Here is a 25,152-nt window from a genome sequence, read left to right as displayed (position 1 = left end):
GTGCCGAGCCTGAACGCGGCACTCGTACGGGGCGCCGTCACCTCCCCGTTCAAACGGGCCGGCCGCCCCGGCGCCACCCTGCCGACCGACCGGGCCGTGCTCCCGGCCGCGCCGATCGCGGCCGGGCCGCTCGCCTCGTACCGCCGGATCTGCGGCTTCGCCGAGCAGGACACCCTGCCGCTCACCTATCCGCATGTGCTGGGATTTCCGCTCGCCATGCGGCTGATGACCGCCCGGAGGTTCCCGCTCCCGGTCGTCGGACTCGTCCACACCTGGATCGAGATCACCCGGCACCGGACGCTGCACCCCACGGACCGGCCCGAACTCACGGTGTACGCCGAGAGCCTGGCACCGCACCGGCGCGGCACCGAGGTCACGATGGTCACCGAGGCACGGCTGGCGGGTGAACTGGTCTGGGAGTCCCGCAGCGGCTATCTGTCCCGGCACGCGACGCACCCCGGCACCGGCCCGGCAGGCACCGGCCCCGACCCCACCCCGGAGGACACCGCCCCCACACCGACGCACACCGACCCCGCCCCCGGGGACACCGCGCCGGTCCCGGAGCTGCCCGCCGTCGCCGAGTGGCGGCTGCCCGGCGATCTGGGACGGCGGTACGGTGCCGCCTCGGGCGACCGGAACCCCATCCACCTGTACCCGCTCACCGCCCGGCTCTTCGGCTTCCCCCGGGCCATCGCCCACGGCATGTGGACCGTCGCCCGCTGCCTGGCCGAGACAACGGACCCCCACGAAGTCCACGGCGTACGGGCCGACTTCAGGGCCCCCGTCCTGCTGCCCGCCACCGTCACCTACGCGGCGGACGCCACCGGCTTCCAGCTGCGCTCCGCCGGCCGCATCCACCTCACCGGCCGGATCCGCCACGCGCCGGGCCCGGCGGCTGCCAGGGACGGCCGTTCATAAGGTTCTCCAGCCCCGCCCAGGAGAAGTTCATCAGGGTGGCCGCGGCCTCCTTCGCCGAGACGCCCGGGGTCTCGTTCGCCCACCCGGCGAGCGACTCCGCGGCCCCCACCAGCGCCTGCGCAAGCCCCGACACATCGCGGTCGGGGAGCGCCGGATCGTGGTGCGCCTCGCGCGCCGCCGCCCCGATCAGCTCCGTCACGAAAGCAACGATCTCGTCCCGCATCGCCGTCACCTCGTTGGCGAACGGCTCCCCGTGCGTACGCGCCTGGCGGTGCAGCACCGCCCAGCCGTCCGGGTGCTCCGCCGTGTGCGTGAAGAACGCCCGCAGCCCGGACCACAGTTGCCGGTCGGCCGGCAGCCCCGGCTCCGCCCCCGCCCGCACCGCTTCGACCAGCGCTTTCGCCTCCCGCCTGATGCAGGCGGTGAAGAGCTCTTCCTTGGAGTTGAGATACAGATAGACCAGCGGCTTGGACACCCCCGCCAGCTCGGCGATCTCATCCATCGAGGCGGCCCGGTAGCCGCGCTGCCCGAAGGTCTGCACGGCGGCGTCCATCATCTGCTGCTCACGCACGGCCCGCGGCATCCGTTTGCTCTTCACAGCACCCACGTCGACTTCCTCCCACCCCCGTGTGCCACTCCCCGGTAAGGGTACGGCGCGCGAGCGCCCCCGGTCCTGCCGCGAGGCGGACCGGGGGCGCTCCTGTGTGCCGTGCTTGTGCGTGGTTACGCGGCGACCGCCACCTTCTGCGGCTCGCTCTCGCGCACCTCGTCGCCGTCGACCGGCGAGGACGTGGCCGAGTTGTACGCGTCGTGGTCGAGGATCTTCTCGCGGGCGGAGACGATCACCGGGACCAGCGCCTGCCCGGCCACGTTCGTGGCCGTCCTCATCATGTCCAGGATCGGGTCGATGGCCATGAGCAGGCCGACGCCCTCCAGCGGGAGGCCCAGCGTCGACAGGGTGAGGGTCAGCATGACCGTCGCGCCGGTGAGTCCGGCGGTGGCCGCCGAGCCGATCACCGAGACGAACGCGATCAGGACGTAGTCACCGACACCCAGCTGGACGTCGAAGATCTGCGCGATGAAGATCGCCGCCAGCGCCGGGTAGATCGCGGCGCAGCCGTCCATCTTGGTGGTGGCGCCGAACGGGACGGAGAAGGAGGCGTACTCCTTCGGGACGCCGAGGCGCTCGGTGACCTTCTGGGTGACCGGCATGGTGCCGACCGAGGAGCGGGAGACGAAGGCAAGCTGGATCGCCGGCCAGGCGCCCTTGAAGAACTGCACCGGGCTGAGCTTGGCGACGGTGGCGAGCAGCAGCGGGTACACGCCGAACAGCACCAGGGCGCAGCCGATGTAGACGTCGGCGGTGAACGTCGCGTACTTGCCGATCAGGTCCCAGCCGTAGTCGGCGATCGCGTAGCCGATGAGGCCGACGGTGCCGATGGGGGCGAGGCGGATGACCCACCACAGGGCCTTCTGGAGGAGTTCCAGGACGGACTCGCTGAGGGTGAGGATCGGCTGGGCCTTCTCGCCGAGCTGGAGCGCGGCGATACCGGCGACGGCGGCCATGAAGACGATCTGGAGCACGTTCAGCTCGGTGAACGGGGTGATCACGTTGTCCGGGATGATGCCGGTCAGGAAGTCGAGCCAGGAGCCCGCGTGCTCCGGCAGCTTGCCGTCCTTCGGCGTGAGGCCCGTTCCGGAGCCCGGGTTGGTGATCAGGCCGATCGTGAGGCCGATGGCGACCGCGATCAGCGAGGTGATCATGAACCAGAGCAGGGTGCGGGTGGCCAGCCGGGCGGCGTTGTTGACCTTGCGCAGGTTGGTGATCGACACCAGGATCGCGAAGAAGACGAGGGGCGCGACGGCCAGCTTCAGCAGCTGGACGAAGATGTGGCCGACCTTGTCGAGCGTGGTGTAGAGCCAGCCGATGTCGTACGTACGCGTGATCCAGCCGAGTACGACACCGAGGACGAGACCGGCGACTATCTGGGCCCAGAACGGGACCTTGGGGATACGGAAACCGGAGCCGGACGGACTGCCGGCGGCGGTGGACGCGGGGTTCGCGGACACGGACACACTCCAGATGTGACGCATCGGGGCGCACGGGGACGGCTGTGCGGGGGACGGGGGTGCGGCGCCCGCGTCAGGGGCGGCGCCGCTGCATGGTGCCGGTTCAGACGTTGCGGCAACAGACCGCGGACATACAGCGGCAGAGATCGACGTGCAGGCGCTCCACGAGCGGGACGCTCGCGGCGAATCGATGGCGCACTGCTGTCTTCATGTCGAACACGTTAACACTTGAACTTTGAGAACCTCAAAGCTCTTCTTTGACCCCGATCACCCGGCAGCGGAGCCGTCACCGCGCCCCGCACCCCCGCGGGAACGACAAAACCCCAGTACAGGAGCGGACGCTCCGGCGCTGGGGTTTCGAACGGAAACCATGCGGATGTGAGGAAGCTTACGCAGCCCCTACAGAACCCTCATGTCACCGCCACCGCGGTCAGAGGGTGACGTGGTCCTCGCGGGTCCGGTTCGCTTCGAGGCGCTCCTTGGCGCGGTCGACCGTGGACACGATCTGCTCGGACATCTCGTCGCGCTGCTTGCGCAGCAGCACGTAGCTGAGCGGCGCGGACAGGACCAGGGCGAGCAGAATCACCCAGACGAGATTGGAGCCGTTCGTCCCGGAGGGCAGCAGGCCGAAGTGCACGGCCACGGCGGCGACGGCGAAGCAGCCGACGAAGATACTGAGGCGCATCGCGGTGTACCGAATCGTCGCGCTCGGCTTGGCAGCGGACACAGTTGGCCTCTCTCTCAACGTATGACGGTCCTTCGATCCTGCCCGACCAGTGAAGCATGCCCCGGAATCGATCAGTTCGCAGGGCTCCGCCAAAGGTGCGCGCGGACCCTCAGAGCCCGAGCGGCAGCAGCATGATGATGTCGTCGCGGTCGTCCCCGTCGGCCACCCGGATCGCGTCCGGCACCCGTCCGACCTCCTTGTATCCGCAGGAGGCGTAGAACCGGTCGACGCCGGTGCCGCCGCGGCAGGTGAGCCGGACGGCCTCGATCCCGTCCACCCCGCGGGCCGCCCGCTCCGCGGCGTCCATCAGGTCGCGGCCGTAGCCCTTGCCCTGGTGGCGGGGGTGGACCATCACCGTGTAGAGCCAGAGCCAGTGGCGCATCAGCCGGTGGGTGTTGAGGGCGAGGAAGACCGTGGCGGCGACGGCACCGTCCTCGTCGCGGCCGATCAGCAGGCGGGTGCGCCCCTCGGCCATGGCGCTCAGATGCTTGTCCAGCTCGGGCCGGATGTCGTCGGCCGTGACCGGCGGTACGAAGCCGACCGCGCCGCCCGCGTTGGAGACGTCGGTCCACAGCTCGGCGATGCCGTCCCGCAGTATGCCGTCGATCTCGGGGTCCAGCTCAAATGTAAGCGTCATAAGCGCAGACTAACCATTACCTATCCGCCGCCTCAAACCATGTCCAGAACGCGAGAAAGCCCCGGCGAAGGCCGGGGCTTTCCCATGTCTCGCTGCTGACCGACCCGCGGGTCAGACCCGCATCGGCTGCGGCGACTCGCGCCGCTCGGCGTCCGGGCCCGGGTACTCGCGGATGATCTCGTACCGGGTGTTGCGCTCGACGGGGCGGAAGCCCGCGTCGCGGATCAGGTCCAGCAGGTCCTCGCGGCCGAGCTTGTTCGGCGTGCCGTAGTTGTCGGCGTCGTGCGTGATCTTGTACTCGACGACCGAGCCGTCCATGTCGTCCGCGCCGTGCTGCAGCGCGAGCTGGGCGGTCTGCACCCCGTGCATCACCCAGAAGACCTTGACGTGCGGAACGTTGTCGAAGAGCAGCCGGGAGACCGCGAAGGTCTTCAGCGCCTCGGCGCCGGTCGCCATCGTCGTGCGCGCCTGGAGCTTGTTGCGGACCTTGCCGTCCTTCATGTCCACGAAGTCGTGCTGGTAGCGCAGCGGGATGAAGACCTGGAAGCCGCCGGTCTCGTCCTGGAGCTCGCGCAGCCGCAGCACGTGGTCGACGCGGTGCCGGGGCTCCTCGATGTGCCCGTACAGCATGGTCGCCGGGGTCTTGAGCCCCTTCTCGTGCGCCAGGCGGTGGATCCGCGACCAGTCCTCCCAGTGGGTGGCGTGGTCCACGATGTGCTGACGGACCTCCCAGTCGAAGATCTCCGCGCCGCCGCCGGTCAGCGACTCCAGGCCGGCCTCGATCAGCTCGTCCAGGATCTCGGAGGCGGAGAGCCCGGAGATGGTCTCGAAGTGGTGGATCTCGGTGGCGGTGAACGCCTTGAGGGAGACCTGCGGCAGGGCTTCCTTCAGCGCGCTCAGCGAGCGCGGGTAGTAGCGCCACGGCAGGGTGGGGTGCAGCCCGTTGACGATGTGCAGCTCGGTGAGGTTCTCGCCCTCCATCGCCTTCGCGAGGCGGACGGCCTCCTCGATGCGCATGGTGTACGCGTCCTTCTCGCCCGGCTTGCGCTGGAACGAGCAGTACGCGCACGACGCGGTGCACACGTTCGTCATGTTGAGGTGCCGGTTGACGTTGAAGTGCACGACGTCGCCGTTCTTGCGCGTGCGCACCTCGTGGGCGAGGCCACCGAGCCAGGCCAGGTCGTCCGACTCGTAGAGGGCGATGCCGTCCTCACGGGTCAGCCGCTCTCCTGCGCGGACCTTCTCCTCCAGCTCGCGCTTGAGCCCGACGTCCATGCGGCTGCCTCCCAGTTGTCGACGTGCTGTGCGTTTCCCGGACGGTTGATACCGGGTGAAACCCCCGGTCCCCCGGGGGCTCCACCACGTTACGCCTACGACTCCTCGGGAAGTTCCCCGACCCGGTTCTCCCACTTGGTGGAGAGCACGATCGTGGTCCGGGTGCGCGAGACGCCCCGCGTGCCGCTGAGCCGGCGGATGGTCTTCTCCAGACCGTCCACATCGCCGACGCGCACCTTGAGCATGTACGAGTCGTCGCCCGCGATGAACCAGGCGTCCTCGATCTCCGCGAGGTCCTTCAGCCGACGTGCCACGTCCTCGTGATCGGCGGCGTCGGAGAGCGAGATACCGATCAGGGCCGTGACCCCGAGCCCGAGGGACGCGGCGTCGACGGTGGCGCGGTAGCCGGTGATGACACCGGCGGTTTCCAGCCGGTTGATGCGGTCGGTGACGCTGGGCCCGGAGAGCCCCACGAGCCGTCCCAGCTCGGCGTACGAGGCCCTGCCGTTCTCCCTGAGGGCCTGGATGAGCTGCCTGTCCACCGCGTCCATGTGACTGAAACCTTCCATTGTTCAGCAGTATCGCGAGTCTACGTGTAGAATCTAAGGCATGCAGGCTTCATCGCCTGCAAATCTTTCCGAACATCCAAAAAATGCTTTCGAATCTTCAGGAGTGAGAACACCGTGTACACGATCGAGATGGCCTACGCCCGAATGCGCGAGCTGCAGGACCTGGCCAACCGCTCGCGTGCCCATCAGCCCGCCGCCGCGCACCGGGTCGACCGGACCCGTAAGCCGCGCGCCATGAAGAAGCGCTGACCCCGGGGTCAGCCACGGGAGTCGCGGGAGCCGCCACCGAGCTCTCCCTCCCACCGGCGGTACAGGTCGTGCGGCACGCCCGCCGCGTCCAGTACCCGCCCGGCGACGAAGTCCACCAGATCCTGGATGTGCGTCGCCCCCGCGTAGAACGCCGGAGAGGCGGGCAGCACCACGGCGCCCGCCTCGTCCAGGCCCACCAGATGCTTCAGCGTCTGACCGTTGAGCGGAGTCTCCCGCACCGCGACGACCAGCTTCCGCCGTTCCTTGAGCGTCACGCTCGCGGCCCGCTGGAGCAGATCCTTCGAGAGCCCGAGCGCCACTCCGGCCACACAGGCCGTCGAGGCCGGGACGATCAGCATCCCCTTCGCCGGGTACGAGCCCGAGGACGGTCCGGCCGCGAGATCACCGGCCGCCCAGTGCCGTACGTCCGCGACGTCCACGTCGAAGGTGTGCGGCTTCCCGTCCGCCCCGCGCGCCAGCCAGCCGCGCAGATCCTCCTGCCAGTGCGCGTCGCGGAACGCGATCCCGGTCTCGTCCAGCAGGGTCAGCCGGGAGGCCCGGCTCACCACCAGATCGACGCTCTCCCCGGCGGCCAGCAGGCCGCGGAGCACGGCGGCGGCGAAAGGGGTGCCCGAAGCGCCTGAAACCCCGACAATCCAAGGCTGTCGCTGGTGCTGACTGACTGAAGTCCCGGAATCCACATACCCGAGCCTATCCGGCGGCGCGAAACCGGAACCGAGTAAGGTGCCCCGCTCGTTCCAGGGCCGGGAGCAGGGGCGGCAGGGAACATCAGAGGACACCAGGGGGCACCATGGCCGTGATGCCGGACCGATCCGCACCGGCGTGGAGTGCGGGAGGCCGCGCGAGGACCGCGGCCAAGCTGATGCTGGGCTGGGTGGCCTTCCTCTGGCTGCTCGAAATCGTCGACGCCTCGACCGGCCATTCGCTGGACGGCTTCGGGATCGAGCCCCGCCGGGCCGCCGAGCTGCTGGACGTCGTGCCCGCGTCCTTCATCCACTTCGGCTTCGGCCATGTCGCCTCCAACAGCGTGCCGCTGCTGGTCTTCGGCTTCCTCGCCGCGCTCAGCGGCGTCCGCAGATTCGCCGCCGTGGCCGCGATGATCATCGTGGTCGACGGGCTCGGTGTCTGGCTGGTCTCGCCGGACGGCTCCAACACGGCGGGCGCGTCCGGGCTGGTCTTCGGCCTCTTCGGCTATCTGCTCGTCCGGGGCTTCGTGGACCGCAGAATGCTCGACATCGGCGCCGGACTGCTGATCGGCGCGATATGGGGCTCGTCGATCCTGGTGGGAATCTCCCCCGCCAACACCTCGGTCAGCTGGCAGGGGCACCTCTTCGGGCTGGCGGCGGGTGTGGCGGCGGCGTTCGTCTTCCGCCGCCCCGCGCGCGGCCGGGCCACAGCGACGTCCGCGCGGCCGCTCATACCGTAGAGCGCGGCCGCTCATACCGTAGAGCGCGGACGGAGCCGGTGTGTCCGGGTCAGCCCTCGCCCTGGCCGGCGCTGCCCATCGGGCCGACCTTCACCTGGGAGCCGGAGCCGTCCGTGACGGGCAGCGTGGCGGCGCCCGGCCAGTCGAGGGTGACCGACTTCGTCTCGTCCGGCGGGGTCACCACCAGCCCGGTGACGCGGACGCCGGAGCCGCCCGACTCGTTGACCGGGTAGCTGATGCCGAAGTACACCGACTTCCCGTCCTTGAGGGTCATCGGGGTGGACTTCTCACCGGTGCGCTCCGCGGACAGCGACCCCGAGCTGGTCTTCAGGTCGACACCCGCGTACCCGGACAGCACACAGTCCCGGCCGCCGCCGTTCTTCAGCTGCACCGCCACGGTCCCCTCGGTGTCGCCGCCGACGGTGCTGTCGCTCGCCGTGATCTCCAGCTCGTCGGTGCGGCACTTGCCGACCTTGCCGTTCACGTCGGAGCCGGTCCCGGCGGCCGTACCCTGCCCACCCGACCCCTTCCCGTCGGAGTCCTTCCCGGCGCCCTGATCCGCACCGCCCGAACCCGAACCGCCGCTCGCGGAAGCCGCGCCGGACGCGGCCGGCGGGGCGCCCTGCCCCGGGTCGTCCTCGCCGTTCTGACAGGCCGTGAGCGAGAGACCTGCGGCGACGGCCAGGGCTGCGAAGGTGAGCTTGCGTACGCGCATCATTTCGTCCTCAGGATCGGTGGGAGGTGACGGCTGCTCGGTACGAGCGAGCGTTCCTGATCACCAAGAGCCACCCCGCCGGGCGACGCGTTCCGCCCGGCCATCCTCTAATACAGCCCTAGGACATCCCTGTTACACACGCCGCCGGACACGGTTGCGCGCGCCGCCGGACACACCCGGAACCGGCTCAGACCGTCAGACCCCGCACCAGCAGATCCAGCAGCGCGCAGGCGAAGAGCGCGATCCCGATGAACCCGTTGACCGAGAAGAACGCCCGGTTCAGCCGGGACAGATCGTGCGGCCGCACCACCCGGTGCTCGTACACGAACGCGACGGCGACGATCGCCATGCCGATCCAGTAGAAGAGCCCCGCCCCCGTGGCCAGCCCGAACCAGACCAGCAGCCCGGTCGTCACCGCGTGGCAGACCCGGGCGCCCCACAGCGCGGCCGGAATGCCGAACCGGGCCGGCACCGAGCGCACCCCGTGCGCCCGGTCCGCCTGGACGTCCTGGCAGCCGAAGATCAGGTCGAAGCCGCCGATCCAGATCCCGACCGCGAGGCCGAGGATCACCGCGTCCCACGACCAGCTGCCGGTCACCGCCAGCCAGGCGCCGATCGGCCCTATGGCCTGCGCGAGACCGAGGATGGCGTGCGGGTAGTGGGTGAACCGCTTGCCGTACGGATAGACCACCATCGGCACGACGGCGACCGGGGCGAGCGCCAGGCAGAGCGGGTTCAGCAGCGCGGCCGCGCCGAGGAAGACGATGACGGCGACGAGCGCCCCCGTCCACGCGGACTTCACCGAGACCGCCCCGGTGACCAGCTCCCGGCTCGCGGTGCGCGGGTTCCGGGCGTCGATCTCCCGGTCGATGATCCGGTTGCAGGCCATCGCGAAGGTCCGCAGCCCCACCATCGCGATGGTGACGAGCAGCAGCGTGGCCCAGTCGATGGACCCGTCCGCCTGGAACATCGCGGTCAGGGCGGCGATGTACGCGAAGGGCAGCGCGAAGACCGAGTGCTCGATCATGACGAGCCGCAGGAACGCCTTGACCTTGCCGGTCGGTCGTACGGGCCCGGAGCCCAGTGCTGCTTCGGCGGCGCTCACAGTCCGTATTCCTTCCACCGGCGGTCGACCTTCGCCGCCGTCTCCGGGTCGGACTCGACCATGTCCGGCCAGCCTCCGTCCCGGGTGTAGCCCTCCTCGGGCCACTTCTTCGTCGCGTCGATGCCCGCCTTGCCGCCCCAGAACTGCTGGTAGGAGGCGTGGTCGAGATGGTCGACCGGCCCCTCGGTGACGGTCAGGTCCCGCGCGTAGTCCGTGTTGCCGAGCGCCCGCCAGGCCACCTCGTGCAGATCGTGGACGTCGCAGTCGGAGTCCACGACCACGATCAGCTTGGTCAGCGACATCATGTGCGCGCCCCAGATGGCGCTCATCACCTTCTGGGCGTGCTTCGGGTACTTCTTGTCGATCGAGACGATCGCACAGTTGTGGAAGCCGCCCGCCTCGGGCAGGTGGTAGTCCACGATGTCCGGCACGATGATCTTGAGGAGCGGCAGGAAGAACCGCTCGGTGGCCCGCCCCAGCGGCCCGTCCTCGGTCGGCGGCCGGCCCACCACGATCGACTGGAGCAGCGGACGCTTCCGCATGGTCACGCAGTCGATGGTCAGCGCGGGGAACGGTTCCTGCGGCGTGTAGAAGCCGGTGTGGTCGCCGAACGGGCCCTCGGGAAGCATCTCCCCGGGCTCCAGCCACCCCTCGATGACGACCTCGGCCTGTGCCGGGACCTGGAGCGGCACGGTCTTGCAGTCGACCATCTCGATCCGCTTGCCCTGGATGAACCCGGCGAAGAGGTACTCGTCGATGTCCCCGGGCAGCGGCGCGGTGGAGGCGTACGTCACCGCGGGCGGCGCGCCGAAGGCGATGGCGACCGGCAGCCGCTCGCCCCGCTTGGCGGCGACCTGGTAGTGGTTGCGGCTGTCCTTGTGGATCTGCCAGTGCATCCCGATGGTGCGGCGGTCGTGCCGCTGGAGCCGGTAAAGCCCCAGGTTCCGTACGCCGGTCTCCGGGTGCTTGGTGTGGGTGAGGCCCAGGTTGAAGAAGGAGCCGCCGTCCTCGGGCCAGGTGAAGAGCGCGGGCAGCCGGTCCAGGTCCACGTCGTCGCCGGTGAGTACGACCTCCTGCACCGGGGCGCTCTCCTGCTTCACCTTCTTCGGCGGCACGTGCACCATCGAGCCGAGCTTCCCGAAGGCTTCCCGCACCCCGACGAAGCCGTGCGGCAGCTCCGGCTTGAGCAGCCCGCCGATCTTGTCGCTGATGTCGGCGTAGGACTTCAGGCCGAGCGCCTTGAGCAGCCGCCGGTCGGTCCCGAAGACGTTCATGGCCAGGGGCATCGAGGACCCCTTGACGTTCTCGAAGAGCAGCGCGGGGCCACCCGCCTTGTTCACCCGGTCGACGATCTCACCGACCTCCAGGTAGGGGTCGACCTCGGCCTTGATGCGCTTGAGCTCGCCCTCGCGCTCCAGGGCCCGGAGGAGGGAACGAAGATCGTCGTAAGCCATGCCGTCCAGTTTGTCATCACCGTCGCCGATCACCCCGGGGGGCCCACCCCGGCCGGTCCGGCACGACACGACGCGGCCCCACCGTGCGAGCCGCGTCACGTCGCGGCGTTCACGGCCCGTGCACGTCTCCGGCCTCCGTGCCCCGACCCGTCGACCGGACCTGCTGAAGTCGCCCACCCCTGCTCTCGGCGATGCGCAACGCATCAGTCAGGCATTCGGCCGATCGGACAGCGGTGAACCGGAGTTCCGTCACCGTCGCCCCGTCGGCGGCAATGATCGGTCTGGCGCAGTCGAGGACCTCGGCCCCCATGCCGAGCTGCACGACTTCCATCTGGTCCGCGACGCGCGACACATACCCATGGCCGTCCGTACGCAGGTAGCACGGTCCGCCGTCCGGCCTGGCCCAGGGAAGTAACCGGGCACAGGTGGCATCGAGTTGCTCTGAGGAGCTCATGAAGCCGAGACTGGACCGGTTGACCGGTCCAGTCAAGTCATTCAGGACTGCTTCCACCCATCGGGTAGCTGTCGACCTGCTCCCACAGGTGCGCCGGAGTCACACCCTCCTCGCACACCAGCACGCGCCCGTCGCTGTCGGTCGCCACGTGGAGGACGACCGCGACGGCGGCCGGCAGCGTGAGACCCAGCTGCCCTGCCTCGTCCTCGGTGGCGAGGCGTACCGAGAGCACGTCCGTCCCCCGGGCCGGGAACCGGCCGAGCGTCCGGGCGACATAGTGCGTGGTCCCTTCCGCGATCGGACCCTTCTGGGCGAGCCTGGGGCAGGCGTCGGCCACCTCCTCCGGGAACCACGCGGCGACCAGGGAGAGCGGCGTGCCGTCGTCGAGCAGCATCAGCCGGTCACGACGAAGGGCGACAGCGTCACTCCCCAGCCCGAGGGCCTCGGCCACTCTCACCGACGGCTTCTCCCTGCCGGGTGTACCAAGACGCCGGAACGGGCTGCCACCGGATACGCGGGCCGAGCCGGCGGTCCGCCGCCCCGCCGGGCGGGCCACGGGGGTCTCGACGACCGTGAAGCCCGAGCCCTGCCGGGCCACGACGAGTCCGTCCCCGCGCAGGACGTCCATCGCCTTGATGACAGTGGCCCGCGACACCGACCACTGCTCGCACAGGTCGCGCCCGGACGGAAGGAGTTCCCCCGGGCCGAACTCCCCGTCCGAGATCCTGACGCGCAGGGACTCGGCGATCTGCTCGTACTTGAGTAGCGGCACAGCGGCCTCCTGGTGACTGGACTGGTCAACCGGTTACGTTAGCCGAGAGGCACTCAGGGCCCTCGACCGCGAACGGGACGGGCATTCATGACAGCTCACCGAGTACCGCAAGTGATCATCGACTTCTACACCTCGGCCATCAACGAGGCGGACCGGCTGTCCGTACCCGCCGACGGCGTACTGGAGATGGTCCGCACCCAGGAGCTCCTGCGCCGCCACCTCCCGCCCGCACCGGCATCCGTGCTCGATGTCGGCGGCGGTCCCGGAACCCACGCCCGCTGGCTCTCCGAGGACGGCTACCGGGTACACCTCGTCGACCCGGTGCCGCGTCACATCGCGGAGGCCGAGAGCGCCGGGTGCAGTGTCGAGCTGGGGGACGCGCGCGAGCTGACCGCACAGGACGACTCGTACGACGCGGTCCTGCTCCTCGGGCCGCTCTACCACCTCGTCGACCCCGCCGACCGGCGGGCCGCCCTCGCGGAGGCCCGCCGGGTGGTCCGGCCGGGCGGGCTGGTCGCCGCGGCGGGCATCAACCGGTACGCCTCGCTGTTCGAGCACACCGCCCTCGCGCACCTCGACCGCCCGTCCCTCCAGGACGGCATCGGCCGCATCCTGGCCACCGGTTCGCACGACGGCAGGAAGGGGTTCACCGAGGCGCACTTCCACACCGGCCCCGAGCTGGAGGCCGAAATGCGCGAGGCGGGCCTCGCCGACACCCGGGTGTACGGCGTCGAGGGCCCCTCCTGGGCTCTGCTGAAAGCGACCGAACAGCACACCGGGGAGTCCCTCGTCGAATCGCGGATGTTCGCCTCCGCCCTGGCCGCTGCCCGGATGGCGGAGGCGTACCCCGATCTGTTGGCCGCAGGATCCCACCTGCTAGCCGTGGGTCGTCATTGACACCGGTTACCCTGGGCCCGAACCGGGGCGGGACAAGCCCCGCCAACTCTCCGCAGGGGGACCTTTCCATCATGTTCCGGGCCCTGATCTATCTCCTGCCTCTGGCGCTGACGATCTACGCGTTCATCGACTGCCTGAACACGCCCGAGGACGAGGCCAAGCACCTGCCGAAGATCGCCTGGGTCTTCATCATCCTGCTGTTCTGGATCGTCGGCCCGATCGTCTGGCTCGCCGCGGGCAAGATGCGCCAGGCGCCCGCCGGGGGCCGTACGCCGTCCGAATGGCACCGCAACCACCGTTCGCAGTGGGTGGCGCCGGACGACAATCCGGAGTTCCTGAACGCGCTCAAGGACGAGAACAAGAAGGACGAGTCGCTCCTCAAGGACTGGGAGGCGGACCTGCGCCGCCGCGAGGAGGAGCTGAAGCGCCGCGAGAACGGCGAGAGCCCGAGCGCCTCCGGCGAGTAGCTCCCCCGACGATGGACGACACGACGATGCTCGCCACCGCCCTCGCCGAGGCCCGTACGGGTCTGGCCGAGGGCGGTGTTCCTATCGGTGCTGCCCTGTACGGGGCGGACGGCGCCCTGCTCGGCCGTGGTCACAACCGCCGTGTCCAGGACGGCGATCCGTCGCTGCACGCGGAGACCGCCGCGTTCCGCGCCGCCGGGCGGCAGCGTTCGTACCGCGGTACGACGATGGTGACGACGCTCTCCCCGTGCTGGTACTGCAGTGGGCTCGTGCGGCAGTTCGGGATCTCGCGGGTGGTGATCGGCGAGGCGCGCACGTTCAGCGGCGGGCACGACTGGCTGGCCCGGCACGGGGTGGAGATCGTGCTGCTCGACGACGCCGAATGCGTCGCGCTCATGCGGGAGTTCGTGCGCGACCACCCCGACCTCTGGAACGAGGACATCGGCGCCGGCTGACGCCCGGCCGCACACTCCCCCCGGAACGTTCGAAAATCCCCTCCACTCCCCAACACCCGGGCGATACGCTCGTGTTGACGGTGTGACAGATCGGATGGAGCTTCGACGCTGGGGGTGCTGTGGAGAGAGAGCTGTACGGACGCGAGGCGATCTTCGACGACGACGGACTTGCCGCGCGCCTGACCGGCCTCACTCCGTACGGCTCCGTCCGGGTCGGCTACGAGCACCGCGACGATCCGCCGGTCGCCGTGCTGACCGGTGGCCGCGGCATGGGCAAGACGGCCGTCCTCAAACAACTGCGCCATCTGTACCGGGAGATCACCCCGGTCGCCCTGGTCGACTGCGAGGCCGTCGTGGCCCCCGACGACGCGGGGCCCGCCTGGACCCCGGTCACCGGGGCACTGCCCGAGCTCGCCACCCAGCTGACGGCGAGGGTGCGGGCCGCCCGTCCGGTGCAGTTCCCCCGGCTGAGCCTCGGGCTGGTGGCGGTCGCCTCCATCTCCTGGACCCGCGAGGACGAGACCCGGGCGCGGCGCGATCTCCAGTCGCTCGGCCCGATGCTGGCGACCGTGGACGGCCGCGGGGACGCGGCGACCGGCTGGGTCACCAAGGTGCTGACGAAGCTGGCCGCCAGCGCCTTCGACTCGGTGGCCCCGATGGCCGGAATGGTCGCGGAGGCCACGGTCGAGACGGTCCTGGAGGAATCCTTCAACCGCTTCCAGCGGCGTTCGGCCGACTGGTACGGAAGCTATCCGCACGCGGGCGGCAACGGCCGGATCGGGCTGCGGCAGCTGGCGGTCGACTTCGAGCGCGGCGGCGATCTGCGCCGCCGCGCCGAGGACCATCTGGTGCTCGCGCTGGCCGCGGACCTGGTCGCGGCGTACGGGGGCCTGGCCTGGGGCGCCCGCCGAGGCCGGCCTGCGCTGCTCGTCGACAACGCGCACACCCCGCTGGGCCGGCAGCTGGTGGAGCCGCTGCTGCGGCAGCGGGCCGCCGGGGTGCTCGACCGGATCGCGGTGTTCGCCTCCTCCCGGGTCCGGGACCACGAGGGGCTGAGCCATGCGGTGCGCGTACGGCTGCCCGAGGTGGCGCACGCCTCGCACTGGTCCAGGGGTACGGGGGTGACGGCCGGGATCCTGGCCGTGGAGCTGACGCCGCTGGGCCCGGAGCAGGTGCGCTCCGCCTTCGACCGGCACGACCGGGCGGGCCGTATCCCGGCCGGGCTGGCCCGCGGGGTGCACCGGCTGACGGGCGGGCGTCCGCTGGCGGTGGAGCTGCTGGCGCTGGCGGCGGGCGAGGCGCCGGAGCCCGCCTCGCTGGTGCCGGGATCGCTGCTCGACTGCACGGTGGAGGTGCGCGAGGACCGGGCACCGGCCCAGGTCGCCGACGAGCTGCTGGCCCGGTTGCTGCCGGGGTCCGGGCAGCGGCTGGAGTTCCTGAGCGTGCTGGCCGCCGCGCATGGCGAGGAATCGGCGCGGCTGCTGGCGGAGAGCCGGCTGGGCCGGGGTTCGCCGGACGGCGATGTGGCGCTGCGGATGCGGGACGTGCTGCGGGCGGACGACTGGCCGGTCGGGCCCGGCCACTTCGTCGCCGATCCGCTGCTGCGCGCGTTGCTGCTGCACCGGCTGCGGTTCCAGGACGGCGACCATCCCTCGTACGCGGTGTGGCAGGCGGTCCACGCCTCGCTGCGCGGGGCGTACGGGCCGGGCGGGCGCCGCCCGAGCGTCCCGCATCTGCTGCACCAGAAGCTGGTGCTGGGCGACGCGGAGGCGTGCGTGGGGCATCTGCGGCTGCGGTTCGAGGAACCGGACGTACGGGCGTGGCTCGAATCGCTGCGCTTCATCGCCTCGGCGCCGTACCCCCGCGTCCGCGGGTCCGTCGGCCCCGATCCGCGGCGCGCGGTCGCGCTCGGCCGGGCGGACAACGCGGCGCCGAGGGGGCTCGAACCGTCGGCCGCGGAGCTCCATGTGCTGCTGCGCCGACTGTTGCACGGCATCTGGCTGCTGTCCGATCCGCTGGCCCTGCCGGACGAAGAGGTGATCGACAAGATGGCGCACGAACTGCGGCAACTGTCCGGCAGGCATCCGACGGGCAACAGCGTGCTGTGGGACGCGGCGACGCACTGGCCCCGGGACATCAGGGCCTGGCGTCCGCTGTCCATGCCACCGGGCGGGCCGGTCACGGACCGCGGCGGGCGGCCGCGGGGGGATGGTGGCCCGCATGCGTAATCCACTGCGCTACCGCCTCTGGTACACGACACGGCAGAAGGTCGTCACCTCGGTGGTGGCCGGTGCCCTGGTGATCACCTCCGGCTGGTACGGCATCGGCCGGCTGACCGCCCCCGAGGACCGTTCCTGCGCGAAGGGGGTCGAACGGCCGCAGGGCAGCGACGAGTGCGTCGGTGTCTCCGGCGACGGTTTCGACTTCGGGCGGTCGAAGCTGACCGAGGTCGCCGCGGCCATCGCCCGGGAGAACGCCACCCTGAAGTCCGGCCGGTACGCGACGATCGCGCTGCTGCTGCCGCTGACGTCGACGGACGGGGCGATGCAGACCAAGATGCAGCGGGAGCTGCAGGGCGCGTTCGCCGCGCAGTACCGGGCCAACCACCTCGCCAACGAGCAGGTGCCGAAGATCCGGCTGGTGCTCGCCAACACCGGGAAGAACAACCTGCTGTGGCGGCCGACGGTGGACCGGCTGAAGAAGATGACCGGGGCCCCGGACAACCTGCGGGCCGTCTCGGGCGTCGCCACCAGCAGTACCCAGGTCAAGTCGGCGGTCAAGGAGCTGACCGCCGCGCACATCGCGGTCGTCGGCACCACGATCACGGCCGACGACATCGCCAACGGGCCGAAGGGCGATCCGTTCCCCGGTCTGGCCCGGGTCTCGCCGACCAACCGGGACGAGGCCCGCGCCCTGGCCCGCTTCGGGCAGGTCAAGGCCGCCAAGGCGCTGCTGGTGCAGGACACCCGTACCGGGGACCACTACACGGACACCCTGCGGGCGGCCTTCACCGAGCTGGTCAAGGGCACCCGGTACCAGCCGGAGCTGTACACCTCGCGCGGCGACCCCAACGACGAGGGCACCACGGCCAACACCTTCCAGCAGATCACGCACCTGATCTGCGACACGGACGCGGAGACGGTGTTCTTCGCCGGACGCCACGTCCAGCTGCGGCAGTTCATCAACGCGCTCGGGGCCCGCGGCTGCCAGAGCCGCGCGTTCACGATCCTGACCGGCGACGAGGGCTCGTACCTCGGCAGCGACAAGAAGCTCGACCGGAGCGCACTGCGCCGGAAGGTGACCGTCCGCTACGCCTCGCTGGCGCACCCGGACACCTGGGCGGCCGGGAAGAAGGGCGGGCGGGCGACGGGCGGTTCCCCGGCGGACTACCGGGACTTCCTGGAGCTGCTGGCCACGGTGTCGAAGGCGCCGGCCGGACCGATCGGCCCGACCGACCACCGAGCGCTGACCGACGGTCAGGTCATCGTCGCGCACGACGCGATGGCCCTGGCGGTGCACGCCGTCCGGCAGGCGACCGGGGAGGACAGCCGGCTGCCGCAGCTCGCGGACGTGGGCGAGCAGTGGCCTCGGGTGAAGAGCTCGCTGAAGGTGTCGGGAGCCGGAGGCTGGATCTGTCTGGACAACCACGGCAACCCGTACAACAAGGCGGTTCCGGTGGTGGAGCTGGCGCCCGAGGACGCCGGTCAGCGGTTCGTGGCGATCGCCTGGCCGGAGGGCGGGCCGCCGGACCCGAAGTGCCTGCCGCCGGCCTCGGCGCCGTGACCGGTCAGCGCTCGGCCGCCGCGTACTGCTCGCGCAGCCCGGCCCACCGGACCGGGGTCCACTTCGACCAGTCGGCGGGGTATCCGTCGAGCGCGTCCACCAGGTAGCGGAAGTGGTCGTGCCAGCCGGCCAGGCAGTCCAGGCGCAGTTCGTCGTCGCCCCGGAACTCGTTGGTGAACCTCAGCAGCACATGGTCACCGCGCGGTGGCTCCAGGTGGAAGCGGATGCGGCCGTGGAGCCCTTCGAGGGTGTACTCGGCGACCCGTTCGACATCCCAGGCGGTGACGGTGCCGGAGGCGACCGTGGCCTGCCCGTCCCGGTCGGTGTTGAGCCAGCGCAGCGTGATCGCCCCGCCCATCCGCGGCTCGAAGGGGTCGGCGGCGGCCAGCCAGCCGCGCAGTCCCCCGGAACTGGCAACGGCTGCCCACACCCGTGGGACGGGGTGGGGCAGCCGTAGCGTGAACCTCAGGGTGTGCAGGTCACCGTGGGTCTCGCCGGTACCGGGCTCGATGACGTCGGTCGCATCGGTCATGGTTCCAGCGTGGCCCGGTGGTGCGGGATCCGCACCCGTACGGGACCGGGTCAGACGCCGGCGTAGGAGTGCTTGCCGGTGACGAAGATGTTCACGCCGTAGTAGTTGAAGAGCCAGCAGCCGAAGGCGATCAGCGCCAGGTAGGCGGCCTTGCGGCCCTTCCAGCCGGCGGTGGCGCGGGCGTGCAGGTAGCAGGCGTAGGCGACCCAGGTGATGAAGGACCAGACCTCCTTGGGATCCCAGCCCCAGTAGCGGCCCCAGGCGTCGCCCGCCCAGATGGCGCCCGCGATGATCGTGAACGTCCACAGCGGGAAGACGGCCGCGTTGATCCGGTACGAGAACTTGTCGAGCGAGGCGGCCGAGGGCAGCCGGGAGAGCACGGACTGCGCGAACGAGCCGGGCTGTACGCCCTTGGCGAGCTTGTTCTCGTAGCTGTCCCGGAAGAGGTACATCAGGGTGCCGACGCCGCCGATGTAGAAGACGGCGCCGCACAGGATGGCGGTCGACACGTGGATCCACAGCCAGTACGAGTGCAGCGCGGGCACCAGCTGGTCGCTGTCGGTGTAGAGCCAGGTGGTCGCGATGCCGAGGTCCAGCAGGACGGTGGTGACCAGGAGCAGCCCCATCCAGCGGACGTTCTTCTTCAGCCCGAGCAGTACCAGGTACGCGCCGACCGCCACCGTGGAGAAGGTGATGGAGAACTCGTACATGTTGCCCCAGGGGGCACGCTGCACGGACAGTGCGCGGGCGATGACTCCGCCGGCCTCGACGAGGAAGGCGAGCACGGTCATGGAGACCGCCATCCGCCCGTAGAGGTCGCCCTTGAACGTGCCGCCGGCCGCGCCGGGCCCGTCCGGCACGTCGCGGGTACCGGCCGCCGCACGCGTGATGATCTTCGGGCGGTCCAGCACGGCGGTGCCGCCGCCCTGCTGCGCGGCCTGCACCTTCACCGAGCCGGCGGCGCCCGCGCCCTCGGCGCCGGTCAGCGCGGCGGCGGTGCGGCCGACCTTGCTGCGGCTGCCGAACACCCATTCCGCGATGTAGGCGAAGAAGGCCAGGGTGTAGACGGCCATCGACGAATAGATCAGCACATTGCTGGTGTGCGCCAGGTTCTCGTTGGTTGCGGCGGCGAGATTCACTTCTCAGCCCCTTCGGCAGGTTCTTCGGAGGATTCTTCGACGGAGTCGGAATCGGGTTCGGGGGATGAATCGGGCTCGGCGCCGGGTCCGGCGTCGGCCTTGGGGGGTGCCGATTCGATGAGCGTGACCGCGAGGTCGGCCAGCTCCTCGGGAAGCTTCGCGGACTCGCTGCGGCCGAGACCCGCCATTTCGACGACCGTGACGCCGTCCGCGCCGCGTACCGCCCGCACCCAGACCCGGCGCCGCTGGATGAACAGCGAGCCCGCGAGTCCGGCGATCGCGGCGACGGCCCCGGTGAGCGCCCAGCCGCTGGCCGGCTGCTCCGTGATCTGGAAGCTGGCCCACTCCTGGATGCCCTCGAAGGTGATGGAGCCCGCGCCGTCGGGCAGCTTCATCGTCTCGCCGACCAGCAGCCGCTGTTTGAGCTGCTTGCCCTCGGCGTCCTTGAACTCCGTCATCTTGGACTTGTCCAGCTGGTACACGTTCTGCGCCAGCCCGGAGTCGGGGCCGAGGTAGCCGTGGAAGCCGTTGAGTGCCAGGACGGGCATGTCGGCGGCCGGGAACTGCGAGAACATCGTGCCCTTGCCGTTGCCCGCGAAGGTCGGCACGAAGAACGCCTGGAAGCCCAGCTGGGTCTTCTTGCCGTTCTTGTCGCGGTAGCCGTCGAAGACCTTGATCGCGCCGGACGAGGTGACGTTGTTGTCGATGGGCAGCAGCGGCACCGCGCTCCGGTAGACCTCCTTGCCCCTGCCGTCCTTGACGGAGACGACCGGCGCGTAGCCGTGCGCGTTGAGATAGACCTTGGTGCCGTCGATGACGAGGGGCTCGTTGACCCTGATGACGCTCTTCTGCGGCTTGCCGTACGCGCCCTTCTCGTACGTCACATGGGCCTCGTAGGTCCTGGGCGTACCTCTCTGGGGGCCGCTGCGCTCGTACGTGCCGGTGAACTTGTCGAGCTTGAAGCTGAACGGGACGAACGAGTCGTAGTCGAACAGCGAACCGGACTTGAAGTTGTCGTACTGGGTGAGCGTGTTGGAGAAGCCGTCGCCCTCGACGACCAGCTTGCCGCCCTCGGACTTGAAGAGCTGCCCGCAGGCGAACGCCACCAGCATCACGATCAGGGCGATGTGGAAGACCAGGTTCCCGGCCTCGCGCAGATAGCCCTTCTCCGCGGCGACCGCGTCGCCCGCGGTGTGCGCGCGGTAGCGCCGCCTCCTCATCATCGCGAGCGCGGCCTCGCGGACCTGCTCGGGCTCGGCCTCGGTGCGCCAGGTGGTGTACGCGGGCAGCCTGGTCAGGCGCTTGGGGGCGCCCGGCGGCCGGCTGCGCAGCTGGCCGACGAACTGGCCGGTGCGCGGCACGATGCAGCCGATGAGCGAGACGAACAGCAGGATGTAGATCGCGGAGAACCACACCGAGCTGTAGACGTCGAAGAACTGGAGCTTCTCGTAGATCGGCGAGACGGTGGTGTGGGCCTTCTTGAAGGTCTCCACCTTCATCTCGTCCACACTGTTCTGCGGGATCAGCGAGCCGGGGATGGCGCCGAGCGACAGCAGGAACAGCAGGATCAGCGCGACCCGCATCGAGGTGAGCTGCCGCCAGAACCAGCGGGCCCAGCCGATGACGCCCATCGCCGGGAGTCCGGCCGAGCTCTCCTCGCTCGGGGCGGTGGAGAGCCGGGAGCCGGCCGCGCCCAGCTCGCGGGCGTTCTCCCGGTCCCGCTCGTCCCTGGCCTCCCGCTCCGCGGCGGGGGGGTTGGACTTGGTGTTGCTCATGGAACTCAGATCCCCACCGTGAAGCCGTTGGACCAGCCCTGCAATTGCTGCATCATCGTGCCCCACACGCCGGTCAGCAGGAGGAGACCGGTCGCGATCATCATGACGCCGCCGATGCGCATGACCCACACGTAATGCCGCTTGACCCAGCCGAACGCGCCGAGCGCCTTGCGGAAGGCGACGGCGGCGAGCACGAAGGGGACACCGAGGCCGAGGCAGTACGCCACGGTCAGTATCGCGCCGCGCCCGGCGGTGCCCTGGTCCACGGCGAGGATGCTCACCGAGCTGAGTGTCGGGCCCAGGCACGGAGTCCAGCCGATTCCGAAGAGGGCGCCCAGCACGGGTGCGCCCGCCAGCCCGGTCACCGGCCTCTTGTGGATACGGAACTCACGCTGCGTCATCCACGGCATCAGCCCCATGAAGAAGATCCCCATCAGGATCATCAGCACGCCGAGAACCTTGGTGAGCAGCTCGCTGTGCGCCTGGAGCGTCTGGCCGAAGAAGCCGAAGAGCGCGCCGCCGGAGACGAACACGGCGGTGAAGCCGAGCACGAAGAGGGAGGCGCCCGCGACCATGCGCCCTCGCTTGGCCTGCGCCAGGTCGGTGCCGCTGACCCCGGTGACGTAACTGAGGTAACCGGGGACGAGCGGCAGGACGCACGGCGAGAAGAACGAGACGAGTCCGGCGAGTACGGCGAGGGGCAGGGCGACCAGAAGGGCCCCGCTCATCACGGTCTCGTTCTGGCCGGCGACGGCGAGGGCGATCACCTGATCACTTCTCCGCCATCAGCGGGTCGATCATCTTGTGCAGCTGGTCGGAGTCGAGCGCGGCCAGCGAACGGGCGGCGATCTTCCCGTCCCGGTCCAGCACCACGGTCGACGGAATGGCCTGCGGACGCAGCGTGCCCTTGGGGAAGCGCAGCATGAGCTTGCCGGTCGGGTCGTAGAGGCTCGGGTACGGGACTCCGTAGTCCTTCTCGAAGCTCACCGCGGGGCCCTTCTGGGCGTCCCGGGTGTTGATCCCGACGAACTGGATGTCCTTGCCCTTCATCTCCCGCGCGACCCGCGAGAAGTACTGGGCCTCAAGGCGGCAGGGCCCGCACCAGGAGCCCCACATGTTCAGCACGACGACCTTGCCCTTGTAGGAGGCGACGTCGAGCTGCTTGCCGTCGAGGGTCTCGCCCTCCAGCTTCGGGGCGGGCTTGCGGTCGCCCTTTTCGACGGTGGAGATGCCGCCACTGCCCGTGACGAAGTTCGTGTTGCCACCGCCTCCGGCCTTGTTGCCGTCCCCGCCGCACGCGGTCAGCGTGAGGGCGAGGGCGGCGGCCGCAGCGGGGGCGGCGAGCAGGGTGAAGCGGCGTCGGGGTGCGCGGCCATAGCTCATGTGAAAAGTTTCGCATGGCGGTTCCGGCGATCTCGGGCACCCCCCTCGGTGCCCGTAAAGCCCGTTGTCAGGCTTGTTTAAAGAAGGTGTTCCAGCCGCCTTCGGGCGACTGGCCGACCTGCAGTGTGCGGAGCTTGTCGAGCACGGCCGGAGTCTGGACGTCGAGCCAGTCGACGAACTGCCGGAAGGAGACGAGGCGCACATCCGGCTTCCCCGCGATTTTCTTGAGCACTTCCTCGACGGCGTCCATGTAGATGCCGCCGTTCCACTCCTCGAAGTGGTTTCCGATGTAGAAGGGCGCGCGATTCGACGAGTACGCGCGGTTGAAACCGGCGAGGTACGACTGGGTGGCCTGCTCACGCCATTCGGGATAGCGCGAGGGCATGCCCTTGGTCGAATTCAACGACTGGTTGGCGAGGATGTTGTAGTCCATCGAGAGGACCTCGAAGCTGTGCCCCGGGAACGGCATCGCCTGGAGTGGCAGGTCCCAGACACCCTCCCGCTTCTTGGGCCAGACCTGGGTGCCGCCGGGCGAGCTGGCGTCGTAGCGCCAGCCGAGCTTGCTCGCCGTGGGCAGCAGATTCTCCTGGCCGAGCAGACACGGGGCGCGACCGCCGATGAGTTCCTTGCGGTAGTCGAAAGGCAGCGGATCGAGATCGGTCCAGCCGGTGTTCGTGCGCCATTCGGTGACGAATGAGACCGCCTGATCGATTTCGTTGCGCCACTGCGCGGAGGACCAGTTGGCGACCGATCCGGAACCGCTGCAGAAATGCCCGTTGAAGTGGGTGCCGATCTCGTGTCCGTCGAGCCATGCCTGACGGACGTTCTTCAGCGTCTCCTTGATGTGACCGTCGGTGAGATATCCGATGTCCGAGGCGCCGATGGGGTTGTTGGGCGGCCGGTACATGGACTTCTTCGACTCGGGCAGCAGATAGAGCCCGGACAGGAAGAAGGTCATCGCCGCGTCATGATCCTTGGCGAGTTCCAGAAAGCGCGGGAAGAGTCCGTTGCCGACCTCGCCGGCGCCGTCCCAGGAGAAGATCACGAACTGCGGCGGCGTCTGCCCGGGTTCGAGCGGCACCGGCTTGGCGGGCTGGTGCGGCTGCTTTCCGGTGTCCGCGGTGGAACCGTCCCCGATCTCCCTGACGTCCTTCTTCGCGGGCCCCCGGGTGGCCTCGTCGGCACCCTTCTCCCCCGTGGTCCCCGACCGGCCCGAGTCGGAGGAGCCGAAGGCGCCGCAGCCCGCCACTCCGATCGCGGCAGCGGCCCCCAGCCCGGCTCCGAGCAGACCCCTTCGGCTGATGTCGCGCATGATTACCCCATCTGCGGTCGTTTTGCCTCAAGTCCATACAAACTGGCGAAGGCTTAGATGGCGGAATCAACACGGAGGTTCCGCGAACTAGCACACGATTCTTTACGAGACCAGACCCCGACCATGACCGAACGCATGACCTAGCAGGTGGGGCGGGGCGGGAGCATCGCTCGACCGCCGCCGGAAAAGGCCGATCGCCGGGAAAGGCCGATCGCCGGGAAAGGCCGATCGCCGGACGGGCCGCGGATCGGGCCCGTCCGGCGATCGAGGACAAATCAGTGACCGGGCCACGCGTGGGGCGCTCCACGACAGCGTGCCCCGCCCCACCGGCCTCCGGCCGGCTACGCGCCGAACGCCTTCGACTTCCCCTTCACCGGCTTCGCCCCGGCCAGCAGATGCGCAGGCACCAGGTCCCGGGCCGGCTCCGAGTACCCGACCGACACGATCTTGTCGCCCTGGTACGTGAAGCTGGTCAGCGACGCGAGGGTGCACTGCCGCTTGCGCGGGTCGTGCCACAGCCGCCGCCGCTCGACGAAGCTGCGCACGATCCAGATCGGCAGCTGGTGGCTGACGCACACCGCCTCGTGGCCGCGCGCCGCGTCGCGCGCCGCGTCCAGCGCGCCCATCATCCGTACGACCTGCTCGATGTACGGCTCGCCCCACGACGGCCGGAACGGGTTCGTCAGGTGCTTCCAGTTGTCCGGCTTGCGCAGCGCGCCGTCGCCGACGCCGAAGGTCTTGCCCTCGAAGACGTTGGCGGCCTCGATGAGCCGCCCGTCGGTGGCCAGGTCCAGGCCGTGCGTCTTGGCGATCGGCGTGGCCGTCTCCTGGGCGCGCTCCAGCGGCGAGGCGACGACATGGGTGATGTCGCGGCCGGCCAGGTGCTCGGCGACCCGGTCGGCCATCTGCCGGCCGAGCTCGGAGAGGTGGTAGCCGGGGCGGCGCCCGTAGAGCACGCCCTCCGGGTTGTGCACCTCGCCGTGCCGCATCAGATGGACGACGGTGATGTCCTTGGTG

At 70.0% G+C, this 25,152-nt stretch carries 27 protein-coding genes; 8 read left to right on the top strand and 19 right to left on the bottom strand.

The window, feature by feature from the left end; translation table 11 throughout:
* Entirely contained in the window at window positions 1-918 is a 918-nt protein-coding gene (locus ACFVH0_RS23775; RefSeq protein ID WP_385823115.1) for a MaoC family dehydratase, read from the top strand.
* Here ACFVH0_RS23775 and ACFVH0_RS23770 read toward each other — a convergent pair.
* The 6 genes from ACFVH0_RS23770 to ACFVH0_RS23745 form a co-directional block, all read right to left on the bottom strand.
* Window positions 860-1,501, bottom strand: a complete 642-nt coding sequence (locus ACFVH0_RS23770; protein WP_385823113.1) for a TetR/AcrR family transcriptional regulator — start codon at window positions 1,499-1,501, stop codon at window positions 860-862. The two genes, ACFVH0_RS23775 and ACFVH0_RS23770, sit on opposite strands and share 59 nt — an antisense overlap.
* Before the next feature lie 140 nt (window positions 1,502-1,641).
* Window positions 1,642-2,988 carry a dicarboxylate/amino acid:cation symporter gene (locus ACFVH0_RS23765; protein WP_385823060.1) on the bottom strand — a complete coding sequence of 449 codons (1,347 nt, stop codon included), beginning with the start codon at window positions 2,986-2,988 and terminating at the stop codon, window positions 1,642-1,644.
* A 430-nt stretch (window positions 2,989-3,418) separates the two neighbouring features.
* Window positions 3,419-3,673 carry a DUF4229 domain-containing protein gene (locus tag ACFVH0_RS23760; protein ID WP_385823057.1) on the bottom strand — a complete coding sequence of 85 codons (255 nt, stop codon included), beginning with the start codon at window positions 3,671-3,673 and terminating at the stop codon, window positions 3,419-3,421.
* Between the two features lie 151 nt (window positions 3,674-3,824).
* On the bottom strand, window positions 3,825-4,352 hold the full coding sequence (locus tag ACFVH0_RS23755; RefSeq protein WP_385823055.1) for a GNAT family N-acetyltransferase: 528 nt from the start codon (window positions 4,350-4,352) through the stop codon (window positions 3,825-3,827).
* A gap of 111 nt (window positions 4,353-4,463) precedes the next feature.
* Window positions 4,464-5,627 (bottom strand): aminofutalosine synthase MqnE, encoded by a 1,164-nt coding sequence (gene mqnE / locus ACFVH0_RS23750; protein WP_385823054.1) that lies wholly within the window; start codon window positions 5,625-5,627, stop codon window positions 4,464-4,466.
* A 95-nt stretch (window positions 5,628-5,722) separates the two neighbouring features.
* Window positions 5,723-6,178: an Lrp/AsnC family transcriptional regulator gene (locus ACFVH0_RS23745; protein WP_093540069.1), complete on the bottom strand. Its 456-nt coding sequence runs from the start codon at window positions 6,176-6,178 to the stop codon at window positions 5,723-5,725.
* Window positions 6,179-6,310: 132 nt separating this feature from the next.
* Between ACFVH0_RS23745 and ACFVH0_RS23740 the strand changes: the two genes are divergently transcribed.
* The gene (locus tag ACFVH0_RS23740; RefSeq protein ID WP_256260259.1) at window positions 6,311-6,445 is read left to right on the top strand and encodes a hypothetical protein; all 135 of its coding nucleotides are present in this window, start codon (window positions 6,311-6,313) and stop codon (window positions 6,443-6,445) included.
* An 8-nt stretch (window positions 6,446-6,453) separates the two neighbouring features.
* Here the strand turns inward: ACFVH0_RS23740 and ACFVH0_RS23735 are convergent, their stop codons facing one another.
* Window positions 6,454-7,146 carry a UbiX family flavin prenyltransferase gene (locus ACFVH0_RS23735; protein WP_385823052.1) on the bottom strand — a complete coding sequence of 231 codons (693 nt, stop codon included), beginning with the start codon at window positions 7,144-7,146 and terminating at the stop codon, window positions 6,454-6,456.
* Window positions 7,147-7,265: 119 nt separating this feature from the next.
* Between ACFVH0_RS23735 and ACFVH0_RS23730 the strand changes: the two genes are divergently transcribed.
* Window positions 7,266-7,892 (top strand): rhomboid family intramembrane serine protease, encoded by a 627-nt coding sequence (locus ACFVH0_RS23730; RefSeq protein ID WP_385823050.1) that lies wholly within the window; start codon window positions 7,266-7,268, stop codon window positions 7,890-7,892.
* A 49-nt stretch (window positions 7,893-7,941) separates the two neighbouring features.
* Here ACFVH0_RS23730 and ACFVH0_RS23725 read toward each other — a convergent pair whose 3' ends face one another.
* The 5 genes from ACFVH0_RS23725 to ACFVH0_RS23705 form a co-directional block, all read right to left on the bottom strand.
* Window positions 7,942-8,607 carry a DUF4232 domain-containing protein gene (locus ACFVH0_RS23725; protein ID WP_385823048.1) on the bottom strand — a complete coding sequence of 222 codons (666 nt, stop codon included), beginning with the start codon at window positions 8,605-8,607 and terminating at the stop codon, window positions 7,942-7,944.
* 187 nt (window positions 8,608-8,794) lie between these two features.
* The gene (mqnP, locus tag ACFVH0_RS23720; protein ID WP_385823046.1) at window positions 8,795-9,712 is read right to left on the bottom strand and encodes a menaquinone biosynthesis prenyltransferase MqnP; all 918 of its coding nucleotides are present in this window, start codon (window positions 9,710-9,712) and stop codon (window positions 8,795-8,797) included.
* The gene (locus ACFVH0_RS23715) at window positions 9,709-11,166 is read right to left on the bottom strand and encodes a menaquinone biosynthesis decarboxylase (RefSeq protein ID WP_385823044.1); all 1,458 of its coding nucleotides are present in this window, start codon (window positions 11,164-11,166) and stop codon (window positions 9,709-9,711) included. The genes mqnP and ACFVH0_RS23715 overlap by 4 nt, the downstream gene beginning before the upstream one ends.
* A 109-nt stretch (window positions 11,167-11,275) precedes the next feature.
* On the bottom strand, window positions 11,276-11,620 hold the full coding sequence (locus ACFVH0_RS23710; protein ID WP_385823042.1) for a hypothetical protein: 345 nt from the start codon (window positions 11,618-11,620) through the stop codon (window positions 11,276-11,278).
* Window positions 11,621-11,657: 37 nt separating this feature from the next.
* On the bottom strand, window positions 11,658-12,392 hold the full coding sequence (locus tag ACFVH0_RS23705) for a GntR family transcriptional regulator (RefSeq protein ID WP_385823040.1): 735 nt from the start codon (window positions 12,390-12,392) through the stop codon (window positions 11,658-11,660).
* 87 nt (window positions 12,393-12,479) lie between these two features.
* On the opposite strand from ACFVH0_RS23705, the gene ACFVH0_RS23700 reads away from it, so the two are divergent.
* The 5 genes from ACFVH0_RS23700 (at window position 12,480) to ACFVH0_RS23680 (ending at window position 17,994) form a co-directional block, all read left to right on the top strand.
* The gene (locus tag ACFVH0_RS23700) at window positions 12,480-13,289 is read left to right on the top strand and encodes a class I SAM-dependent methyltransferase (RefSeq protein ID WP_385823038.1); all 810 of its coding nucleotides are present in this window, start codon (window positions 12,480-12,482) and stop codon (window positions 13,287-13,289) included.
* A gap of 71 nt (window positions 13,290-13,360) precedes the next feature.
* Window positions 13,361-13,756 (top strand): PLD nuclease N-terminal domain-containing protein, encoded by a 396-nt coding sequence (locus ACFVH0_RS23695; RefSeq protein WP_259930124.1) that lies wholly within the window; start codon window positions 13,361-13,363, stop codon window positions 13,754-13,756.
* Between the two features lie 11 nt (window positions 13,757-13,767).
* The gene (locus ACFVH0_RS23690) at window positions 13,768-14,211 is read left to right on the top strand and encodes a nucleoside deaminase (RefSeq protein WP_385823036.1); all 444 of its coding nucleotides are present in this window, start codon (window positions 13,768-13,770) and stop codon (window positions 14,209-14,211) included.
* Between the two features lie 119 nt (window positions 14,212-14,330).
* A complete protein-coding gene (locus ACFVH0_RS23685; protein ID WP_385823034.1) occupies window positions 14,331-16,439 on the top strand; it encodes a hypothetical protein in 2,109 nt (702 codons plus the stop codon).
* Window positions 16,432-17,994, top strand: a complete 1,563-nt coding sequence (locus tag ACFVH0_RS23680; protein ID WP_385823032.1) for a hypothetical protein — start codon at window positions 16,432-16,434, stop codon at window positions 17,992-17,994. Before ACFVH0_RS23685 ends, ACFVH0_RS23680 begins: the two co-directional genes overlap by 8 nt.
* A 4-nt stretch (window positions 17,995-17,998) precedes the next feature.
* Here the strand turns inward: ACFVH0_RS23680 and ACFVH0_RS23675 are convergent, their stop codons facing one another.
* The 7 genes from ACFVH0_RS23675 to ACFVH0_RS23645 form a co-directional block, all read right to left on the bottom strand.
* The gene (locus ACFVH0_RS23675; protein WP_385823030.1) at window positions 17,999-18,526 is read right to left on the bottom strand and encodes a hypothetical protein; all 528 of its coding nucleotides are present in this window, start codon (window positions 18,524-18,526) and stop codon (window positions 17,999-18,001) included.
* A 50-nt stretch (window positions 18,527-18,576) separates the two neighbouring features.
* Window positions 18,577-19,665 carry a c-type cytochrome biogenesis protein CcsB gene (gene ccsB, locus ACFVH0_RS23670; protein WP_385823028.1) on the bottom strand — a complete coding sequence of 363 codons (1,089 nt, stop codon included), beginning with the start codon at window positions 19,663-19,665 and terminating at the stop codon, window positions 18,577-18,579.
* A complete protein-coding gene (locus ACFVH0_RS23665) occupies window positions 19,662-21,440 on the bottom strand; it encodes a cytochrome c biogenesis protein ResB (RefSeq protein ID WP_385823027.1) in 1,779 nt (592 codons plus the stop codon). The genes ccsB and ACFVH0_RS23665 overlap by 4 nt, the downstream gene beginning before the upstream one ends.
* A 5-nt stretch (window positions 21,441-21,445) precedes the next feature.
* Window positions 21,446-22,168: a cytochrome c biogenesis CcdA family protein gene (locus tag ACFVH0_RS23660; RefSeq protein ID WP_385823111.1), complete on the bottom strand. Its 723-nt coding sequence runs from the start codon at window positions 22,166-22,168 to the stop codon at window positions 21,446-21,448.
* Between the two features lie 43 nt (window positions 22,169-22,211).
* Window positions 22,212-22,823 (bottom strand): TlpA family protein disulfide reductase, encoded by a 612-nt coding sequence (locus tag ACFVH0_RS23655; protein ID WP_385823025.1) that lies wholly within the window; start codon window positions 22,821-22,823, stop codon window positions 22,212-22,214.
* A 67-nt stretch (window positions 22,824-22,890) separates the two neighbouring features.
* Window positions 22,891-24,135, bottom strand: a complete 1,245-nt coding sequence (locus tag ACFVH0_RS23650) for a hypothetical protein (protein WP_385823023.1) — start codon at window positions 24,133-24,135, stop codon at window positions 22,891-22,893.
* A gap of 341 nt (window positions 24,136-24,476) precedes the next feature.
* Window positions 24,477-25,124 (bottom strand): histidine phosphatase family protein, encoded by a 648-nt coding sequence (locus tag ACFVH0_RS23645; protein ID WP_385823109.1) that lies wholly within the window; start codon window positions 25,122-25,124, stop codon window positions 24,477-24,479.
* Between the last annotated feature and the right edge of the window lie 28 nt (window positions 25,125-25,152).

The sequence above is a fragment of the Streptomyces sp. NPDC127117 genome (assembly GCF_042677325.1).
Lineage (GTDB): Bacteria > Actinomycetota > Actinomycetes > Streptomycetales > Streptomycetaceae > Streptomyces.
This window is presented reverse-complemented; position numbering and strand designations above follow the sequence as displayed.

Bases quoted from the DNA above. Each gene is read 5' to 3' on its own strand.
- ACFVH0_RS23770 (WP_385823113.1), bottom strand. From the start codon at position 1,501: ATGCCGCGGGCCGTGCGTGAGCAGCAGATGATGGACGCCGCCGTGCAG.
- ACFVH0_RS23760 (WP_385823057.1), bottom strand. From the start codon at position 3,673: ATGCGCCTCAGTATCTTCGTCGGCTGCTTCGCCGTCGCCGCCGTGGCC.
- ACFVH0_RS23755 (WP_385823055.1), bottom strand. From the start codon at position 4,352: ATGACGCTTACATTTGAGCTGGACCCCGAGATCGACGGCATACTGCGG.
- mqnE (WP_385823054.1), bottom strand. From the start codon at position 5,627: ATGGACGTCGGGCTCAAGCGCGAGCTGGAGGAGAAGGTCCGCGCAGGA.
- ACFVH0_RS23745 (WP_093540069.1), bottom strand. From the start codon at position 6,178: ATGGACGCGGTGGACAGGCAGCTCATCCAGGCCCTCAGGGAGAACGGC.
- ACFVH0_RS23730 (WP_385823050.1), top strand. From the start codon at position 7,266: ATGCCGGACCGATCCGCACCGGCGTGGAGTGCGGGAGGCCGCGCGAGG.
- ACFVH0_RS23725 (WP_385823048.1), bottom strand. From the start codon at position 8,607: ATGCGCGTACGCAAGCTCACCTTCGCAGCCCTGGCCGTCGCCGCAGGT.
- ACFVH0_RS23715 (WP_385823044.1), bottom strand. From the start codon at position 11,166: ATGGCTTACGACGATCTTCGTTCCCTCCTCCGGGCCCTGGAGCGCGAG.
- ACFVH0_RS23710 (WP_385823042.1), bottom strand. From the start codon at position 11,620: ATGAGCTCCTCAGAGCAACTCGATGCCACCTGTGCCCGGTTACTTCCC.
- ACFVH0_RS23700 (WP_385823038.1), top strand. From the start codon at position 12,480: ATGACAGCTCACCGAGTACCGCAAGTGATCATCGACTTCTACACCTCG.
- ACFVH0_RS23695 (WP_259930124.1), top strand. From the start codon at position 13,361: ATGTTCCGGGCCCTGATCTATCTCCTGCCTCTGGCGCTGACGATCTAC.
- ACFVH0_RS23690 (WP_385823036.1), top strand. From the start codon at position 13,768: ATGGACGACACGACGATGCTCGCCACCGCCCTCGCCGAGGCCCGTACG.
- ACFVH0_RS23680 (WP_385823032.1), top strand. From the start codon at position 16,432: ATGCGTAATCCACTGCGCTACCGCCTCTGGTACACGACACGGCAGAAG.
- ACFVH0_RS23675 (WP_385823030.1), bottom strand. From the start codon at position 18,526: ATGACCGATGCGACCGACGTCATCGAGCCCGGTACCGGCGAGACCCAC.
- ACFVH0_RS23665 (WP_385823027.1), bottom strand. From the start codon at position 21,440: ATGAGCAACACCAAGTCCAACCCCCCCGCCGCGGAGCGGGAGGCCAGG.
- ACFVH0_RS23660 (WP_385823111.1), bottom strand. From the start codon at position 22,168: ATGAGCGGGGCCCTTCTGGTCGCCCTGCCCCTCGCCGTACTCGCCGGA.
- ACFVH0_RS23655 (WP_385823025.1), bottom strand. From the start codon at position 22,823: ATGAGCTATGGCCGCGCACCCCGACGCCGCTTCACCCTGCTCGCCGCC.
- ACFVH0_RS23650 (WP_385823023.1), bottom strand. From the start codon at position 24,135: ATGCGCGACATCAGCCGAAGGGGTCTGCTCGGAGCCGGGCTGGGGGCC.
- ACFVH0_RS23645 (WP_385823109.1), bottom strand. From the start codon at position 25,124: ATGCGGCACGGCGAGGTGCACAACCCGGAGGGCGTGCTCTACGGGCGC.